Below are 16,284 nucleotides of genomic sequence, written 5' to 3'. Positions count from 1 at the left end.
CAGCGTCATGACCCATGCGATCCGCGGCCATCGAGTGGCGGGATTCGGTCTATCTCGCTTCGGGCGCGGCGGCGGCCTCGCCGTTCATCTCCGTGCCGGGGAAGCCGATCGCGCCGAGGAAGAACGCCTCCCACCGCACCGACACGGTGACCGTCACCTGCTGCTGCTCCACCGAGCATTCGCCCCTGGTCACGTCGTCGCCGCCCTGCGCGGTGACGATCTCGTCGGCCCTGGCGCACACCTGGTCCTCGCCGAGCAGCCGCGTCTGCCCGGTCGCGCGGAGGTGGTCGACGTCGATCTGGTCGGCGCCGGCCCGTGCGGCCTGCTCGGCCACGTCCGCGGCGCGCAGCCGGGCGTTGATCGCCCCGCCGCCGTCCACCAGCAGCCCGGCCAGCAGGAACGCGACCACGGAGAACAGCACGGTGAACACCGACATGGACCCCCGCTCGCTCACTCCTCGACCCTCCTGAACTGCTCCAGAGGCACTACGGCCGTGCCGGTCAGCTGCTTGGACCCGCCGAACCCGAGGAAGCCCAGGTCCAGCTCGCAGGTGACCTCGGCCTCGACCCGGCCGCCCTGCTCCCATTCCGAGCCGTCCAAGGAGACCGACGGGGACCCGCAGGGGCCGGTGAGCGCGCTCCCGGCGATGGCCTCGGCGGCCGCCTCGGCCTCGTCGAACGTCCGCTGCACCGACGCGGCCCTGGCGGCGTCCCTGGCCGCCCCGTTGACCCGCCCCTGCGACTCCACCAGCACCCCGGCTCCGGCGAGGAACATGAGGAACAGCAGGAAGACCGGCGCCAGCATGACCGTCTCCACGGCCATGGAGCCGCGCTCGTGCTCTCTCGTCATTGGCAGTCCTCGCCGCCGTTGTCCGGGCGGAAGCATTCGACGGGGCCGCCCGCCGTCGCGGTGATCGTGAACGTGAGCGACGGCAGCAGCGGGATGACCTGTACGGCGCTGCCGGTCACGGTGACGAAGCGCTCGTCCGGCTCCTTCTCGGACGTCGTGGCCGTGGCGTTGCCGAGCAGCCGGGGCCCGATGGCGCGCACGATGTCGGTGGCCTTCGTCGTGGCCGCGCCCTCCCAGTCGCCCGAGTCGACGGGCGCCGCCCTGGCCACGCGGGCGCCCTCCCTGGCCGCCGCCTCCGCGACCTGCCGGCCGTGGAACCAGAGCGCCACCTGCACGATGAGCAGCGCCACCGCGAGGATGATCGGCATGAGCAGGGCCAGCTCGACCGCCGCCACGCCGCGCTCACCCTCTTTACGGCTCGGGGTTGCCACCGCCACCGCCACCACCGCCGAAGCTCTGCTCGATCTCGCCCTGCTGCTGCTCGACCAAGGTCCTGATCAAGGTGGCCAGGCCGAGCGCGACCCCGGCGATGATGGCGGTGATGATCACCCATTCGACCGCGGAGGCGCCACGGGTGGGCGCCGTGCGGGCGTGATGGATGCGCGAGCTCAGGTACGCGGTGAGGTAAACGATCCAGGGATGGTTCATCAGACCCCCAACATCTTCATAGCGGCGGGAAAACTGAGAAAGATCACGAAACCGGCGCAGAGGAGGAGCTGGGCCACGAGCATCGACTGCGAACGCTCGCCCGCCCGGCCCTCGATCTCGGCCAGCTCGCGGCGGCGCAACGTGGCGGCTCTGGCTGTCAGCGAGGCGCGTATTTTGGCGCCGTCGTCGGCCACCAGGCCGAGCGCGGCGGACAGGTCGCGCAGCTCGTCGACGTTGATCTCCTCGCCGAGCTGGCCGAGCGCCTGCCACGGGGTGATGCCGACGATCCTGGCGCCGCGCAGCGCGTCGCGGATGCGGCCCATCGCCCAGTTGGGCTGCTCGCCGCTGACCGAGACGGCCATCATCAGGGCCTCGGGCACGCCGCGGCCGCCGGCCAGGTTCATGGAGACCAGGTCGAGGAACGCGCCCACGACATGGCGGAAGTCCCGCCTCTTGGCCGCCGCGTCCCTCTTGACCTGCAGGTCGGGCAGGAAGAAGAAGACGACCGCCGCGAGCACGGCGGCCCAGAACGGGATGGCGAGCGAGGTGCCCCATCCCATGAGCAGCAGCCAGCCGAGCAGCAGCGGGAACGCCAGCAGGCCACTGGCCGCGAGCAACGCCTTGGTGGCGAGGAAGGCCTCGAACGACCGCCCGACCAGCGCCAGGTCCGCCTTGACCGACCGGACTTCCCAGCCGCGGGCGCCGTAGAGGCGGGCCAGGCGCACGCCAAGACCGCGGCGGAACGCGCTGACCTCCTCCTCGGGGAGCGCGAGCTGGATGCGAGGCGCGTCGGCGTCCTCGCGTACGGCGTCGAGCGCGAGCAGCCGCGCCACCAGCCCGGGACGGGCCGGGAAGAGCGCCCGCAGCAGCACGAACAGGCCGAGCCCGAGCACCGCGCCGGCCAGCGCGCCCTCAACCATTGCCGCCTCCTCCCATCAGCAGCCGCGTCGGCTTGTCGAACCTCGCCAGCCGCCTCATCCAGGCGAATCCCGCGCCGAACAGGCCGGCGACGACCACCAGGACGGCCTGGCCGAGGAAGCCTTCGTACTCGGCGACGTACGAGGGGTTGAAGACCACGAGGATTCCCGCGAAGACCAGGGCGGTGATCACCACGATCTGGACGCTGCGCCTGGTCGAGCGGCGTTCGGCCTCGACGCGGCGGCGCATGTCGAGCTCCTCGCGGGCCGAGACGGCCAGCGCGCCCAGCACGTCGCGCAGGCCGGGGCCGCGGAGCTTGGAGTTGAGGATGAGCGCGGCCACCACCAGGTCGGCCGAGGGGTCGTCCAGCTCGTCGGCGAACAGCGCGAGGGCCTCCGGTAGCGCCATCCGGGTGTGCAGCCGGTCGATCATGGCCCGGAGGTGGGGTCGCAGCGTGGGGGCGGCGGCCCTGATGGACGACGGGATGGCCTGTTCCAGCCCGGCCGCGCCGGCGATCGTGTCGCGCAGCGACTCGGTCCAGGCGGCCAGCCCTTCGAGGCGGCGCATCGCGGCGCGTTCCTCGGCCGCGCCGCCCGACAGTCCGCGCCAGGCGAACACCAGCAACACCGTGCCCACCGCCACGACCGGCCAGCCGGTGACCACCAGGACCATGGTGGCGGCCACGGCGGCTATGGCGGCGCGGGTGGTCAGCATCTTGATCAGGTGGCGCTTGGGCTGGGGCGGGCGGGGGCGCAGGCCGTACAGGGAGAGGAAGAACAGGAACAGGCCGCCGCCGGCCACGGCCCCGGCCAGCAGGGCCAGCGGGTCGAATGTGATCGCCATCCGTCACCAGCCCCCTGGGGTGTAGCCATGGGCGATGAGCTCCTCCAGGCAGGAGACCGGCGCGTGCGCCACGGCGGCGCCGTCGGGTCCCGGCACGAACACCTCGCTCGACAGGACGCGGCCGTCGCAGCCGTTGACCTCGCGGATGCTGGAGACGTAGCGGCGCAGGGTGCCGCCGCGGTGATAGTCGTTGCGCTTCTCGATGAAGACGACGAAGTCGATGGCACCCGCGATGAGCATGTGGGTGGCGTCGATGGGGAGACGCTCACCGGCCTGCAGGGCGTAGGTGGCGATGCGGTTGAAGACCTCCATGCTGGAGTTGGCGTGGATGGTCGACAGGGAGCCGTCGTTGCCCTGGGTCATCGCGTTGAGCATGGTGACGATCTCGTCGCCGAGCACCTCGCCGACGATGACGCGGCTGGGGTTCATCCTGAGCGAGCGTCTGACCAGCTCGGCCATGGAGATCTCGCCCTGGCCCTCGGAGTTGGGCAGGCGCTGCTCGAAGGCGACGACGTTGGGGTGCAGCTCGGGGAACTGGTCGAGGCCGAGCTCGAGGGCGCGTTCGACGGTGATGAGGCGCTCGTTGGGCGGGATCTCGTTGGCCAGGGCTCTGAGCAGGGTGGTCTTGCCGGCGTTGGTGGATCCGGCGATCATGATGTTCTTGCGGGCGGCGACGGCTGCGCTCAAGAACCTCCCCACGTCCGGACTTATCGTGCCGTTGCCAACTAGATCGGTCATGAAGACTTTGCCCAGGCGGGCGCGGCGGATCGAGACCGCCGGCCTGACCGTGACGTCCATGACCGCGCTCAGCCGGGAGCCGTCGGGGAGGCGCAGGTCGAGCTGCGGGTTCGCGGTGTCGAACGGCCTGCTCGACAGCCCCGAGTACGCCGCCAGGATCTGGATCAGCTCGATCAGCTCCTCGTCGGACTCGGCGACCGGCTCGTGCATGAGCTCCTGGCCGTCGGCGTAGCTGACGAAGACCTTGTCGCAGCCGTTGATGTCGATGTTCTCGACCTCGCTGTCGTCGAGCAGCGGCTGCAGCCGGCCGACGCCGAAGAGCGCGGCGTGGATGCCGGCCGCGAGCGCCTCTTCCTCCTCGATCGTGGGCGGGGTGCGGCCGAGGCCGATCTCACTGCGGGCGTGCTCTTCGAGCACCTGGGAGATCAGCGCCCTGGCGAACTGGCGCTCGTCCTCCCCGGTCATCGCGGGCAGGCCGTTGGCCTGGTCGATCCTGCGCTGATGCGCCAACCGGTCGCCGACCTCCTGGCGGAACCGCTTGACCAGCGAGTGATCGATCATCGGTGACTCACCAGCCTCGCCGCGAGGTCGCGGGCCGTACGGATGAGGAGCGAGCGATCCAGGCGGCCGCCCCACTGGCCGCGGAGGAGCTCGGCGCCCTTGGGGTCGTACGCGAGGCCGTACACGAATTGGACGCTCGGGCCGATGATCCTGCGTACGTCCTCGATGGAGGCGCGGTAGGCGCGCGGGTCGGCGATCACGACGACGCCGTGCGCCTTGGTGATCTGGAGGCGCTCGCGCAGGTGGGCGACGTGGTCGAGGGTCGCCCTGGTCAGCAGCACGATTTGGTCGGCCTCGGCGAGCAGGTCGCCGAGCTGCTGATGGGCGCCGAGGCGGCCGCAGTCGGCGATGACGTCGGCGTTCGGGATGGCGGCGAGCGCCCTGCCCAGCGGGCCCCACAGCCAGGTGAGCCCGGCGGCCTGCTCGCCGTGGGTGAGCCCGGCCAGCACGTCGAGGCCGCCGATGATCTTCTGCGTGTGCTGGTGGATCTGGGCGGGCTCCAGGCCGCGCCGCGCCGTCGCGCCCAGCGTGAGCAGGCCCCGGCCCGGGTTGAGCACGCCGCCGTCGGCGGCGGGCAGCCGGTAGGCGAGGTCGCCGCCCGCCGGGTCGCATTCGGCCAGCAGCATCGGCCGCGGCCACACCGCGGCCAGGGCCGTCGCGGCCGTCGTCACGCCGGGCGCGCCCTTGTCGGCGGCCAGCACGATCAGCCCCACGTCAGCGTGCCCCTGGGAGCTCGGCCACCGCGATCTCCCCGGTGGAGGCGAACGCCACGATTTGCGGCGCTACCGACGAATCCACGACCACGGTCAACTGACCGGAATTTCCCGACCTGGACTTGTCGCCCGCGGCGAAGACCAGCGCGCTGGGGGCGAGTACGCGGGTTTCTCCCTGACTTGAGCGGCTCGGCACGAATATCACCTGAACGCGGTCACCCACTTGCACGCCCGCGGGCATTTGCCCTGGCTTGAGCGACAATCCGACGGTGGCCTTTCCCTCGCCGAGCTCGGTGCTGGCCCTGGCGCCCATCTGGTTCGTGAGCAGGGTGCCCGGGAGGATCGTGACGGCCGCGAAGCTGTCGAGCACCTGCCCGCGCTGGGACCAGCTCACGAATTCGATGCCGGTATCGGCGATCTTGACTTCTTCGATCGCCTGCTCGGTGAACTTCTGACCTGCACCGATCTGCTGGGTGACCCTGATGGCGGAGATGCGGTCCCCGCTGCGCAGCACGAGCAGGGTCGTGGCCAGCGCTCCGCCGAGTATGAGCAGGACGGCCAGCGCGGCCAGGGCCGGTTTGCGTTCTCGGGGCGGCACGGGGAGCTTGCGCGAGGCCGGGCCGGACAACCCCGCCGCCGCGTTGCCGGCAGGTTTTTCACTGGTCCTCATGGGTGGGGGGCTCCCAATGTGAATGGTGGAAACCACGCCATTATGTGGGCGGCGTTACTGCGGCGGGGGCGGAATGCGAGGACCCATGCTCGTTTCGCAGGTGACGGGATGACAATGCGAAATGATCAATACTTATTGTCTCTATCGAGTTGACGAATGAGGATTTTTCCGGGTAGTCGCCACTTAAATCACATAGGCCCCTTTGTTCTCATGGTTTGGCCGGAAACTCATCCACAGCCACCCGGAGCGCCAACCCTCCTTGTCCACAGCCGCGGCTTGCCATGCCATTGCCGTCAACCGGCGGGCCTAGCGTCGCTTCGGGCGCTACCTTGGCGCCCGGAGTCGAGCGAGGAGACGGCATCATGCGGATCATGCTCACCGTGCTCGGCGGGCAGGGCGATCGTGACGTCGTGATCGACGGCGACGACGGCGCCACGGTGGCGAGGGTGAGCGAGGCACTCAGCGATCACGGGCCTCTGGCCAAGGTCGTCCGGCTGCCCGGAGCGCGGGCCCCCTACGGGATGTCCGCTGGAGCGTCCGGCGCGGCGACGGCCGATGACGTCGCCGGGTTCCACGTGCCGCGACCGCGTACGCCGGAAAGGGCCGGCCGGGAGAGGACCGCTTTGGCCGGCGAGGCGCCGGTCCTGTGGCGTGACGGCCGCCCGCTCGACCCGCGCGCCCAGGCCACCGCCGTGCTGCGGGACGGTGACAAGGTCACGCTCGACGCCCACCTGGCCCGCGCCACCGTCATCGAGGAGCCGGGCGGGGTGGCCGAGGTGCGGGTGGTGGGCGGCCCCGCGGCGGGGGCAGTGCACCGGCTGGGGCTGGGCACGCACGTGATCGGCGCCGACCCGACGTGCGCGATCGCCGCCGCCGACCCAGCGCTCGCTCCGGAGGCGGTGACCGTCCGGGTGACGCCGGACGGGATCACCGTGGAGCGGGCGCGGCAGCAGCCCGGGGAGACGCCCAAGCTCAAGCTCAAGGGGCGGTGGGCAGAGGAGGTCGCCGAGCTGACGGCGCGGGTCGCCGAGCGGGAGGCGGCCGAGTTCGCCGCGGACTACGGCGAGACACCCGAGCTGGACGGCCGGCCGCTCACCGAGCCCGCCCAATGGTCCGATCAGGCGGTGCTGACCTGCGGCACGTCGGTCTTCGTGCTCACCTCGGTCGAGCCCAGGGACGCGCACCTGGCCCCCAGGAGCGAGGGCGGCGTGGCCTACAACCGCCCGCCCAGGCTCCGGCAGCCCGAGCCGGAGCGCAAGTTCGTCAAGCCGAAAGAGCCGGGCAGGAACGAAGGCCTGCGCCTGCAGCTGCTGGCCGCCTTCCTGCCCGCGGTGCTGGGGTTGACGCTCGCGATCGCCCTGCGGCAGTGGTACTACCTGCTCGTCGCCCTGATGACGCCGATCATCATGATCGGCCAATGGTGGAGCGACCGCCGCCACGGCAAGAAGCAGCACAAGAAGGCGATCAAGGAGTTCAAGGAACGGCTCCAGGCATACGACGAAGCGGTCGAGCGGGCCAGGGTGGCCGACGAGTCGGCCCGCAGAGCCGACGCGCCGGACCCGGCCCAAGTGCTGCTCACGGCCACGGGGCCACGCAGGCGGCTGTGGGAGCGCAGGATCCACGATTCCGATTCGCTCCGGCTCCGGGTCGGGCTCGCCGATCTGCCCGCCAACCTGGAGCTGTCGGAGGAGCAGGGCGGGCCCATCGAGCCGCCGATCTGCCGTTCCGTGCCCGTGGCGCTGCCCATGCGCAGGCTGGGAGTGGCCGGCGTCACGGGGCCGCGCGCCGCCGCGACCAGCCTCGCGAGCTGGCTCATCGCCCAGGCCGCGACCCTGCACAGCCCCCGTGACCTGGCCATCGTGGTCGTGTCCGCGCACGCCGACGCCGAGCATCGCTGGGGCTGGTTGCGATGGCTGCCGCACTGCGCACCACGCGCGGGAGAGGAGTGCGTGGCGCTGGCCGGCACGGACCCCGAGTCGGCCGCGCGCCGCGTCTCCGAGCTCGCCGCCCTCATCGACGAGCGCCAGAACACCACCATCCCGGAGCTGGGCAAGATCCCCAGCGGCTGGGACGATCTCGGCGGGCCGGAGAAGCCCACCTTCTCCTCCTACGACGTCCGTCCCTACGACGTCCTGGTGATCCTCGACGGCGCCCAGGTCCTGCGCGGCCTGCCGAGCATGCCGCAGGTGCTGCGCCAGGGGCCGCGTGCCGGCGTGTTCACGCTGGCCATCGACGACGACCAGCGCCTGCTGCCCGAGGAGTGCCAGACCGTGGCCGCGTGCGGCGCCGACGGGCTGGTGCACCTGCGCGGCGGCGGCCTCGACGTCATCGGCCCGGTCCTCGGCGACCTCGTGTCCGCCGCCTGGTGCGATCGCCTGGCCAGAGCCTTGGCCCCGATCCGCGACGTGAGCAGGGACGACCCGGCGGGCAACCTGCCGGACGCGGTCCGCCTGCTGGATCTGATGGGCCTGCCCGCCCCATCGGGCCAGGAGCTGGCCGCCCGATGGCGCGAGCGCGGCTCCACCAGGGCCCTCATCGGCGTCGGCCCGGAGGGCCCGTTCTCGGTCGACCTCAGGCTCGACGGCCCGCACGGCCTGATCGCCGGCACGACCGGCGCGGGCAAGTCGGAGCTGCTGCAGACGCTGATCTGCGCGCTGGCGGTGGCCAACCGGCCGGACCAGCTCACGTTCGTGCTGATCGACTACAAGGGCGGGGCGGCGTTCAAGGAATGCGTACGCCTGCCGCACACGGTCGGCATGGTCAGCGACCTCGACGGCCACCTGACACAACGCGCGCTCGACTCGCTGGCGGCCGAGATCCGCCGCAGGGAGCGCCTGCTGCTGCGGGCCGGGGCCAAGGACATCGACGACTACACCGGTCCCGCCCTGCCGCGTCTGGTGCTGATCATCGACGAGTTCGCCGCCTTGGTGGCCGAGCTGCCCGACTTCGTCACCGGCCTGGTGGACATCGCCCGCAGGGGCCGTTCGCTGGGCATCCACCTGATCCTGGCCACCCAGCGCCCGGCGGGCGTGGTGACGGCCGACATCCAGGCCAACACGTCCCTGCGGATCGCGCTGCGGGTCACGGAGCCCGCCGAATCAGCGGACGTCATCGACACCCCGGACGCGGCCCACATCTCCAAATCCACGCCGGGCCGCTGCTACGTGCGTTCCGGCGTGGGGGCGGCGACCGCCGTGCAGACGGCCCGAGTCGGCGGCCGCGCTCCCGTGGCCCCGGCTTCAGGAGCGCTGGACGGAAGCGCGAACGGCAACCCCGCAGCGCGGGCAGCGCAGGGCCCCTTCGACGGGACGGGCGGGAGCCCGGAAGCCTGCGGCGGGGCGAGTGGCAACGTGCGGGTGCTCGAGGTGGACTGGCGTTCTCTGGGCCGGCCTCTCCCGCCTCCTCCAGAGCCGGAGGAGGACTCGACGGTCACGGACCTCACGCTCGTCGCCGACGCCCTGATCGAGGCCGCCCGCCTGGCCGGCGTCCCCACCCAGCCCAGCCCCTGGCTGGAGCCGCTCCCCACCCAATTCGTCCTGGACCTCCCTGACCTCAGCACATCCGGCGCTCTCTCGGCCACGCCGCCGGGCACATTCGGCGCCGCTTCGGGGTCTCCGCCTTCCAGCCCGACGGCGAACTCCGACTCCGCCGCATCCGGCGACACCGTCCCCGTGTCCCGCGGCACCTCCGACGCGTCCGGCATCGACGCGTCCGGCAACGCATCCGCAGCCGCGCTGCCCGCGCCAGGTTCGGCTGCTACCAACGGGTCAGGAGCCTCTCGCCTTGACGCGGCGGGACTTCCCTTCCGCGGCAACCCCGTCCGGGCCCGGGTGAAGGGCTCCGGCCGGCCCGCGGCGGGGAACGCCGTTCCGGCCGCCGGACCGGCAACTCCTCCTCCGCCGCCGCCCGGCGCGTTCGTCGAGGTGGCGCCGTTGCCCTTCGGCATCACGGATCGCCCGTGGGCGCAGGACCGGCAACCCCTGGCGCTCGACCTGGCGCACGGGGGTCACCTCCTCATCGCGGGGTCCGCGCGCAGCGGCAGGTCGACGGCACTGCGGACGATCGCCGGGTCCATTGCGGCCCACGTCTCCCCCGGAGACGTCCACGTCCACGCGGTCGACTGCGGTTCGGGCGCGCTGCTTCCGCTGGTGGCGATGCCGCACTGCGGTGCGGTGGTGACCCGTGACCAGCTCGACCGGGTGGAGCGCCTGCTCACCCGGCTCCGGGCCGAGGTGGGCCGCCGCCAGCAGCTGCTGGCCGAGGCCGGGCACGCTTCCCTGGCCGAATACCGGCAAGCGGGCCACCGGCTCCCCTGGCTGGTGTTCATGCTCGACCGCTGGGAGGGCTTCGTGGCCGCGTTCGAGGGCTACGACTACGGCCGCCTGATCGAGGCGCTCCTGCAGCTCCTGCGCGAAGGCCCGGCGGTGGGGTTCAGAGCGGTGATCACCAGCGACCGGTCCGGCCTGCTTGGCCAGGTCTCCACCGTCTTCGACGATCGGCTGCTCCTCCGCCTCTCCGACTCCTCCGACTATGGCCTGGCCGGGTTCCCGCTCAAGGGCCTGCCCGCGTCGATACCTCCCGGCCGCGCGCTCTCCATGGGCGACCACGGCATCGTCGAACACCACATCGCCCTGCTCTCCCCCGATCCGGCCGGCCCCGCCCAGGTGGCGGCCCTCCAAGGGCTGGCCCGCGCCGCCGCGCACGCCCTTCCACCAGGCCAGGCTCACGCGCAAGCGCCGGCCGCCGGGAGAAGCGGCCGGCGTTGGGAAGGGGAGGCGCCGCTGCGCGTCGATGCCCTTCCCATGCGCATCACCGCGGCCCAGACCCTCGACCTGGATCCAGCGTTCAGCCCTCCCTCGCCGCTGTGGGCGCTGGTCGGCGCGGGCGGCGACGCCCTCGCCCCGCTCGGGCTCGACCTGCTGGCCCACGGCCCCGGCGCCGTGATCGCGGGCCCGTCCCGCTCCGGCCGCTCGTCGGCCCTGCTGACGGCCGCCCACTCGCTGATCGCGCGAGGCACACCCGTCATCGCCATCGCGCCGAGACGCAGCCCGCTGAGAGAGCTGACCGGAGCGCTCGCCGTGCTAGACGGCAACGCGGCGAACCTGCCGGAGCTGGTCGCCGACCAGCACCACTACGTCGTACTGGTGGACGACGCCGAGCTGATCAATCCCGATTCTCCGCTGGGGACGGCTTTGGAGGAGGTGCTGCGTTCCGGCAGGGACGGCGACCACGGGCTGCTGATCGCCGGTACGACAGGGGATCTGGCCGTCGCCTATCGCGGGTTCGTGGCGGAGACGCGCAAGTCCCGCACCGGCCTGCTGCTGGCGGTGCAGGGTCAGGCCGACGGTGACATCTTCACGATCCGGCTGCCTCGCGGGACGGTCGGAGGTCCACCAGGACGCGGTTTCCTGGTGACGACCGGCAACATCACCCCCGTCCAAACGGCTCTCCCGGACGGATGACGTCCGCGCCGTACGACGTGATCCCCTGCGCGGCGAAGCACGCCTCCTCGGCCAAGGAGGTGCCGATGGCGCAGCCCAGGTGGCACCGGCGTCCCCAAACCGGGCCCACATGTGGCAGGGCGCGGGGCGGGAGCGTACGACTTGTGAACAGTGAGTGAATGACTGGACGTGCCGATGATCAAGCTGGCACCCTTCCCCCATGCGGATCAAGAACTTATTTGTCAGCATTTGCGGCGCCGCCTTGCTCCCCCTTGGCGGCGCGACCGTGGCAAGCGCCTCGGTGGTGACGGCCGGGCCCACGTTCCAGCTCCCGTTCCCCTGCGGGGAGACCTGGGTCGGCAATAGCAAGAGCCGGGCGCACACCGCCGGCAACGAGATCGACTTCAACGGCAGCGCGGGCGACGGCAACGGGGACCTCGGCAGGACCGTCGTGGCGGCGGCCGCGGGCACGGTGGTGATGTCGGAATACCGGACGACGGATGGTTTCGGCAACGTTGTCAAGATCCGGCATTCTGATGGGTCCGTCACGCTGTACGCCCATCTGAACGCCCGCTCGGTCGCCAAGGGCGCGACCGTGGCGCAAGGGCAGAAGATCGGCACGGTCGGCAAGACGTCCGAGAAGTACACGATGCTCGCCCACCTCCACTACGAGCAGCGCACCTCCTCCGGGTCCATCGTGCCCGCCACGTTCAACGGCGTCAGGTTCCGCTACCCGAACCAGACGCTGACCTCGAAGAACTGCGGCGGCGGCGAAAGGCCGACGCCGACGCCGACGCCGACACCGCCACCGAGCAACGGCGGCAACCCCTACTCGGGCACGGAAGTCTGCGGCGCGGGCTTCAAGCAGATCGACTCGGCCACCCTGGGCTCCGCGGGCCGGGTGGTCCTGCTCTACTCGGCCTCCAGCGGTCAGAACTGCGTCGTCACCCTGCGCAACGGCACCTCCGGCAAGGCCGCGATGCGGGCCTATCTGGAGGTCGAGGGCCAGGCGCGGAAGACGGCCCAGGGCAGCTTCCAGTACTACGCGGGGCCGGTCCGGGCCAAGGCCGCCCGCACCTGCATCAAGTGGGGCGGCGCCATCGGCTCGGCGAAGTACGACAGTCCGCGGGAGCACTGCGACTGATCGCGACGCGCACATCCCGCTCTCAGCGGGCCTCCGACTCGCCCGTCCCGCGGGGTCGCCGGCCGCCGGCGACCCCGTGTCGGAGATGGGAATGGTGCGTAAGACACCTTCTGGGAACAGAGGGGCGTTTATGCTGATGCGCGGGTTGTGACCGCGGGGAGGGGCTGTGCAGACCAATAAGGACCTCTATCAAGCGCACCGCTTGATGCAGCAGAGGCTCGGGATGGCGCTCCTGCAGGCCGAGCCGGACGTGCCCGAATCCCCGATGCGGCGGCAGAACGTGGCCACGTTCGGCGGGATCCTCGTCGGGGTCCTGGTGCTGGCGGCGTTCGGGATCTGGGGCCTGGTGAAGCCCGGGAACGCCACCAAGCTGACGGATCCGGGACAGTTGCTGGTCGAGGAGGAGAGCGGGGCCAAGTTCGTCTACAGCGAGCGGCAGCGGCGGCTGCTGCCGGTGGCGAACTACGTGTCCGCGCGGCTGGTGCTGGATGCCGCGGAGATCAAGACCCGGAGCGTGACCGCCGCGTCCCTGGCCAAGTTCAGCCGCGGGCCGCTCATCGGGATCTCCGGAGCACCCGACTCGCTGCCGGTGCGCGAGAAGCTGGTCAAGGCGCCGTGGTCGGTGTGCGTGGTGGAGGGGCCCGACAATGTGGGCGGGCGTCGGCCGTACACGACCCTGATCGGCGGGATGGACATCGGCGGGAGACCTGTCGGCGAGGGCGCGATGGTGGTCTCCGACGGGCAGCAGAACTGGTTGATCTGGGGGGATCGGCGCATGCGCGTCGGCGAGCTGGGCGTGCGGGTGCTCGGCGCGCAGCCCCGGAAGGTTCCCCCGGCGTGGCTGAACGCGCTGCCGGTCGGTCACGACTTCAAGAGCCCGCCCGTTTTGGATCGAGGGAAGAAGGTGCGGGCGGGCGGCAAGGTCACGGCGGTGGTCGGGCAGGTGTTCACGGTGCCGGCCCTGCCGGGCACCGCGGCGCGGTGGTACGTGCTGCTCAACGACGGGCTGGCGCCCATCACGGCGGTCCAGGCCAGGCTGTTGCTGGAGGATCCGGCCAGCAAGCAGGCGTACGGGAACCGCCCGGTGCAGGCCATACAGATCGACGCCGCGTCGGCCAATGCGTCACCGTCGCGCCAGAACCTCATGGACGCCACCCTGCCGACGGTCATGCCGAAGGTCGTCAACGTGTCCGGCTCGGTGCCGCTCTGCTCGGTGTATCCGAACACGGCGGCCGGCTCGGTCGTGGCGAAGGTGACGGTCGGCAGCAAGATCGCGATCCAGATGCCGTCGAGCACAGGCGTACAGGACCGTTTCGACCAGGTGCTGCTTCCGCCGGGGAGCGCCGTCGTGGCCGGGGTACTGCCCGGCGAGGGCCAGCTCAACGCGGTGGCGAGCACGCTGTCGTTGATCACCGACCAGGGGGTGCGCTATCCGGTGCCGTCGGCCGACGTGCTCACCAAGTTCGGCTATGACGCCGCCGACATCGCTCCCGTGCCGGCCAGCCTCATGCGCGCGATCCCGCAGGGGCCGGCGCTGGATCCCACGGCCGCCATGGCGCCCGTGACCGTGGCCGGCAGATAGGTCACCAGCCGACCTCGGGAAACATCGACGGCATCTTCGGCTCCTTCATTTTCTCCGGGGCGTCGACGATGTCGGCTTTGTCGGCCTTCCACATGGCGCCGGCTTCGATCAGGTTCGGGTTCTTCGCCTCCACGGCACTGAGGCCCGGCAGGTCCTTGGCAGCCTGGTTGGCGATGATGCCTGCGCCTGCCAGGATGACGCTGACGCGCATCACGAGCTTCCAGTGGTTCGAGAACACCTTCGAAACCAGATCATGGAGGTCCAGCACCCTGCTGACCGCCTGCTGCTGGACCATCACGGAGTACGCAAAGTTGATCTTCGCCATCGTGACCCAGAGCGCCAGCGCCGTCAGGACGCCCGCCACACCCACGCAGAACCCTATGAGCACGTGGAATCCCGTCGCCGAGCACTTGAGCGTGTTCCCGCAGTTGACCCTGTTGCTTTCGAGCTTGACCAGGTACCCGTCGAGTTCCTCGACTTTCTTCACGTACGACGAGTAGGCACGCCCCGCCCAATCCCCGGCTTCGCCGATCTCCCTGGTCAACCGCTTCAGCTCGCTCCGCAGGTAGGTCAGGTCGCTCACGCCCGCCGACTGGTCGGACCGTCCGGGCTCCGCCATGGGCGGGTGCCACTTCTGAGGACCGGTGACGAGCACGCCGACCGGCGCCGCTGGTCCCATATCGACCGGGGTTTCGTTGAGCCACTGCTCGGCCGCCCGATGTTGTTCTTTCGGGTCCGCCCCCTCGAAGAACCCGATGAGCCCGACGACCGGGTACGCGTACGGCATGACCGTCAACGACAACATCGCCGCCGCCAGGGCACCGTGGAAGAGACCGAAATCCTCTTCGTAGGCCACTTTGTCCTAAACCTCCTTGCCGAGCACTGGCGGCGCGTAGTCCTCGTCCCCGGCCCACACCGACTCGTCCTCGCCGACGTGCGGGCCGCGCTCGCGGTCCCTGTCCTCGTTGTTCATACCAACGCCTCCGCCCATCGGCGGAGGGTAGATCGGCATCCCGCTGTTCAGCGCGCGGGCGATGCTCCCTGAGCCCAGACCCGATCCCGGGCTGGAGGAACCCATGCTGGTACCGCTCTCCGGATAGCCGACCGCCGTGCGCGGCGCGGCGGCGCGCGGGTCGAACGCCGAGGTCTCCGGAATGCGGTTCAGCGGCGTGCTCGGGTTAGGCAGGTTCGGGTTAGGCACGTTCGGGTTAGGCAGGTTCGGGTTAGGCAGGTTCGGGTCCACCCCAGCCAGATCGGTCTTAGGAGGCTGATCGAGGCCGCTCAGGTCGGGGGCGTTCACCTTGGGCTGGTCGACCCCGCTCAGGTCGGGGTTCTTCAGATCCGGCTGCTGCACCCCACCGAGGTCCGGGTTGGTCAGATCCGGCCGCTCCAAGTCGCCCGTATCCGGCTTCTCGAACGAAGGCTGGTCTATATTCGGCTGGTCCGCCTTGGGCTTCTCAAAGGTCGGCTGGTCAAAGGCGGGCTTGTCGAACCCCGGGCCTTTGGGGTCGATGCCGCCCGGCTTCCCGATATCGCCGAGGCCGGGGGGCTTGCCTATATTGCCCATCGGTGGCACCTTGCCCAGCCCGCCCATGGGGGTCTTGCCGCCCGGGGGTCCTTCGGCTTCCTTCTTGGCCTTGCTCGCCTCCTCGGCGTCCTCTGTGTTGTCGGCCGCGGTGCCGAGCGCCTTCTTCCACGACTCGAGCACTTCCCTGGCCTCCTTCAGCGCGTCGGCCGCCGCGTCGCGCACCGAGCGATGCGCCACGTTGAGGCCGCCGCCGATCACGCCGAAGGTCAGCGTGTGCATGTCGATGGCCCGGGTCTTGGTGCTCATCTGCGTCAGGTCCTGGCCGTAGCTGCCCACGTTCTTGCCCAGCGCCCTGACGCGGGAGTGCGTCATATCGAACTTGGGGTCGACGCTCCGCGGGTCGATGGTGGAGCCGAACCCGCTGGAAGCAGCGGAGAACAGATCTTCGCTGGACGGGAATGAGTTGGACACGAGCCCCCCTTGTCACGTACGCCCCCATACGCTACGCCAGCCACACAGACGTCGTACAGGCAACGACCGACATTGCGGGCAGTCGCCACGACCCAGGATCAGCGACCCCAAACCGTCCATATACCTGCGATCCGTCCCGAAGATATGGAAAATTAACTCGATCACGTGCGACCCTAGG

Annotated in this window: 14 protein-coding genes; 3 read left to right on the top strand and 11 right to left on the bottom strand. The window is 70.7% G+C overall.

Going from position 1 to position 16,284, the window contains the following annotated elements:
• Positions 1–49: 49 nt before the first annotated feature.
• The 9 genes from ACTMTI_RS01520 to ACTMTI_RS01480 are packed head-to-tail and all read right to left on the bottom strand — an operon-like array spanning position 50 to position 5,940.
• Positions 50–454, bottom strand: coding sequence for a flp pilus-assembly TadE/G-like family protein (locus tag ACTMTI_RS01520; RefSeq protein WP_441117695.1), 405 nt, complete (start codon positions 452–454; stop codon positions 50–52).
• On the bottom strand, positions 451–849 hold the full coding sequence (locus tag ACTMTI_RS01515; RefSeq protein ID WP_441117693.1) for a TadE/TadG family type IV pilus assembly protein: 399 nt from the start codon (positions 847–849) through the stop codon (positions 451–453). The genes ACTMTI_RS01520 and ACTMTI_RS01515 overlap by 4 nt, the downstream gene beginning before the upstream one ends.
• Positions 846–1,244, bottom strand: a complete 399-nt coding sequence (locus tag ACTMTI_RS01510; protein ID WP_441117691.1) for a TadE family protein — start codon at positions 1,242–1,244, stop codon at positions 846–848. Before ACTMTI_RS01510 ends, ACTMTI_RS01515 begins: the two co-directional genes overlap by 4 nt.
• Before the next feature lie 16 nt (positions 1,245–1,260).
• Positions 1,261–1,497: a hypothetical protein gene (locus ACTMTI_RS01505; RefSeq protein ID WP_441117689.1), complete on the bottom strand. Its 237-nt coding sequence runs from the start codon at positions 1,495–1,497 to the stop codon at positions 1,261–1,263.
• Entirely contained in the window at positions 1,497–2,417 is a 921-nt protein-coding gene (locus ACTMTI_RS01500) for a type II secretion system F family protein (protein WP_441117687.1), read from the bottom strand. Before ACTMTI_RS01500 ends, ACTMTI_RS01505 begins: the two co-directional genes overlap by 1 nt.
• A complete protein-coding gene (locus ACTMTI_RS01495) occupies positions 2,410–3,258 on the bottom strand; it encodes a type II secretion system F family protein (RefSeq protein WP_441117686.1) in 849 nt (282 codons plus the stop codon). Before ACTMTI_RS01495 ends, ACTMTI_RS01500 begins: the two co-directional genes overlap by 8 nt.
• Positions 3,259–3,261: 3 nt before the next feature.
• Positions 3,262–4,557, bottom strand: a complete 1,296-nt coding sequence (locus ACTMTI_RS01490) for a CpaF family protein (RefSeq protein ID WP_441117685.1) — start codon at positions 4,555–4,557, stop codon at positions 3,262–3,264.
• Positions 4,554–5,270 (bottom strand): hypothetical protein, encoded by a 717-nt coding sequence (locus ACTMTI_RS01485; RefSeq protein ID WP_441117683.1) that lies wholly within the window; start codon positions 5,268–5,270, stop codon positions 4,554–4,556. Before ACTMTI_RS01485 ends, ACTMTI_RS01490 begins: the two co-directional genes overlap by 4 nt.
• Position 5,271: 1 nt before the next feature.
• Positions 5,272–5,940 carry a hypothetical protein gene (locus tag ACTMTI_RS01480; protein ID WP_441117681.1) on the bottom strand — a complete coding sequence of 223 codons (669 nt, stop codon included), beginning with the start codon at positions 5,938–5,940 and terminating at the stop codon, positions 5,272–5,274.
• Between the two features lie 362 nt (positions 5,941–6,302).
• On the opposite strand from ACTMTI_RS01480, the gene ACTMTI_RS01475 reads away from it, so the two are divergent.
• From ACTMTI_RS01475 to eccB, 3 genes are all read left to right on the top strand, one after another.
• Entirely contained in the window at positions 6,303–11,402 is a 5,100-nt protein-coding gene (locus ACTMTI_RS01475; protein ID WP_441117680.1) for an FtsK/SpoIIIE domain-containing protein, read from the top strand.
• A gap of 265 nt (positions 11,403–11,667) precedes the next feature.
• The gene (locus ACTMTI_RS01470) at positions 11,668–12,525 is read left to right on the top strand and encodes a M23 family metallopeptidase (RefSeq protein ID WP_441117679.1); all 858 of its coding nucleotides are present in this window, start codon (positions 11,668–11,670) and stop codon (positions 12,523–12,525) included.
• 166 nt (positions 12,526–12,691) lie between these two features.
• Positions 12,692–14,107, top strand: coding sequence for a type VII secretion protein EccB (gene eccB, locus ACTMTI_RS01465; RefSeq protein ID WP_441117678.1), 1,416 nt, complete (start codon positions 12,692–12,694; stop codon positions 14,105–14,107).
• 1 nt (position 14,108) lies between these two features.
• Here eccB and ACTMTI_RS01460 read toward each other — a convergent pair whose 3' ends face one another.
• Entirely contained in the window at positions 14,109–14,963 is an 855-nt protein-coding gene (locus ACTMTI_RS01460) for a hypothetical protein (protein WP_441117677.1), read from the bottom strand.
• 6 nt (positions 14,964–14,969) lie between these two features.
• Complete coding sequence (locus tag ACTMTI_RS01455; RefSeq protein WP_441117676.1) at positions 14,970–16,106, bottom strand: hypothetical protein; 1,137 nt, start codon at positions 16,104–16,106, stop codon at positions 14,970–14,972.
• Positions 16,107–16,284: the final 178 nt, after the last annotated feature.

The organism is Nonomuraea sp. H19, assembly GCF_052068215.1.
GTDB lineage: Bacteria > Actinomycetota > Actinomycetes > Streptosporangiales > Streptosporangiaceae > Nonomuraea.
The sequence above is the reverse complement of the archived record's forward strand: the minus strand, read 5'-3'. Positions and strand labels throughout refer to the sequence as shown.

Coding starts and splice junctions, on each gene's coding strand:
- ACTMTI_RS01515 (WP_441117693.1), bottom strand. CDS start 849: ATGACGAGAGAGCACGAGCGCGGCTCCATGGCCGTGGAGACGGTCATG.
- ACTMTI_RS01505 (WP_441117689.1), bottom strand. CDS start 1,497: ATGAACCATCCCTGGATCGTTTACCTCACCGCGTACCTGAGCTCGCGC.
- ACTMTI_RS01500 (WP_441117687.1), bottom strand. CDS start 2,417: ATGGTTGAGGGCGCGCTGGCCGGCGCGGTGCTCGGGCTCGGCCTGTTC.
- ACTMTI_RS01495 (WP_441117686.1), bottom strand. CDS start 3,258: ATGGCGATCACATTCGACCCGCTGGCCCTGCTGGCCGGGGCCGTGGCC.
- ACTMTI_RS01490 (WP_441117685.1), bottom strand. CDS start 4,557: ATGATCGATCACTCGCTGGTCAAGCGGTTCCGCCAGGAGGTCGGCGAC.
- ACTMTI_RS01480 (WP_441117681.1), bottom strand. CDS start 5,940: ATGAGGACCAGTGAAAAACCTGCCGGCAACGCGGCGGCGGGGTTGTCC.
- ACTMTI_RS01475 (WP_441117680.1), top strand. CDS start 6,303: ATGCGGATCATGCTCACCGTGCTCGGCGGGCAGGGCGATCGTGACGTC.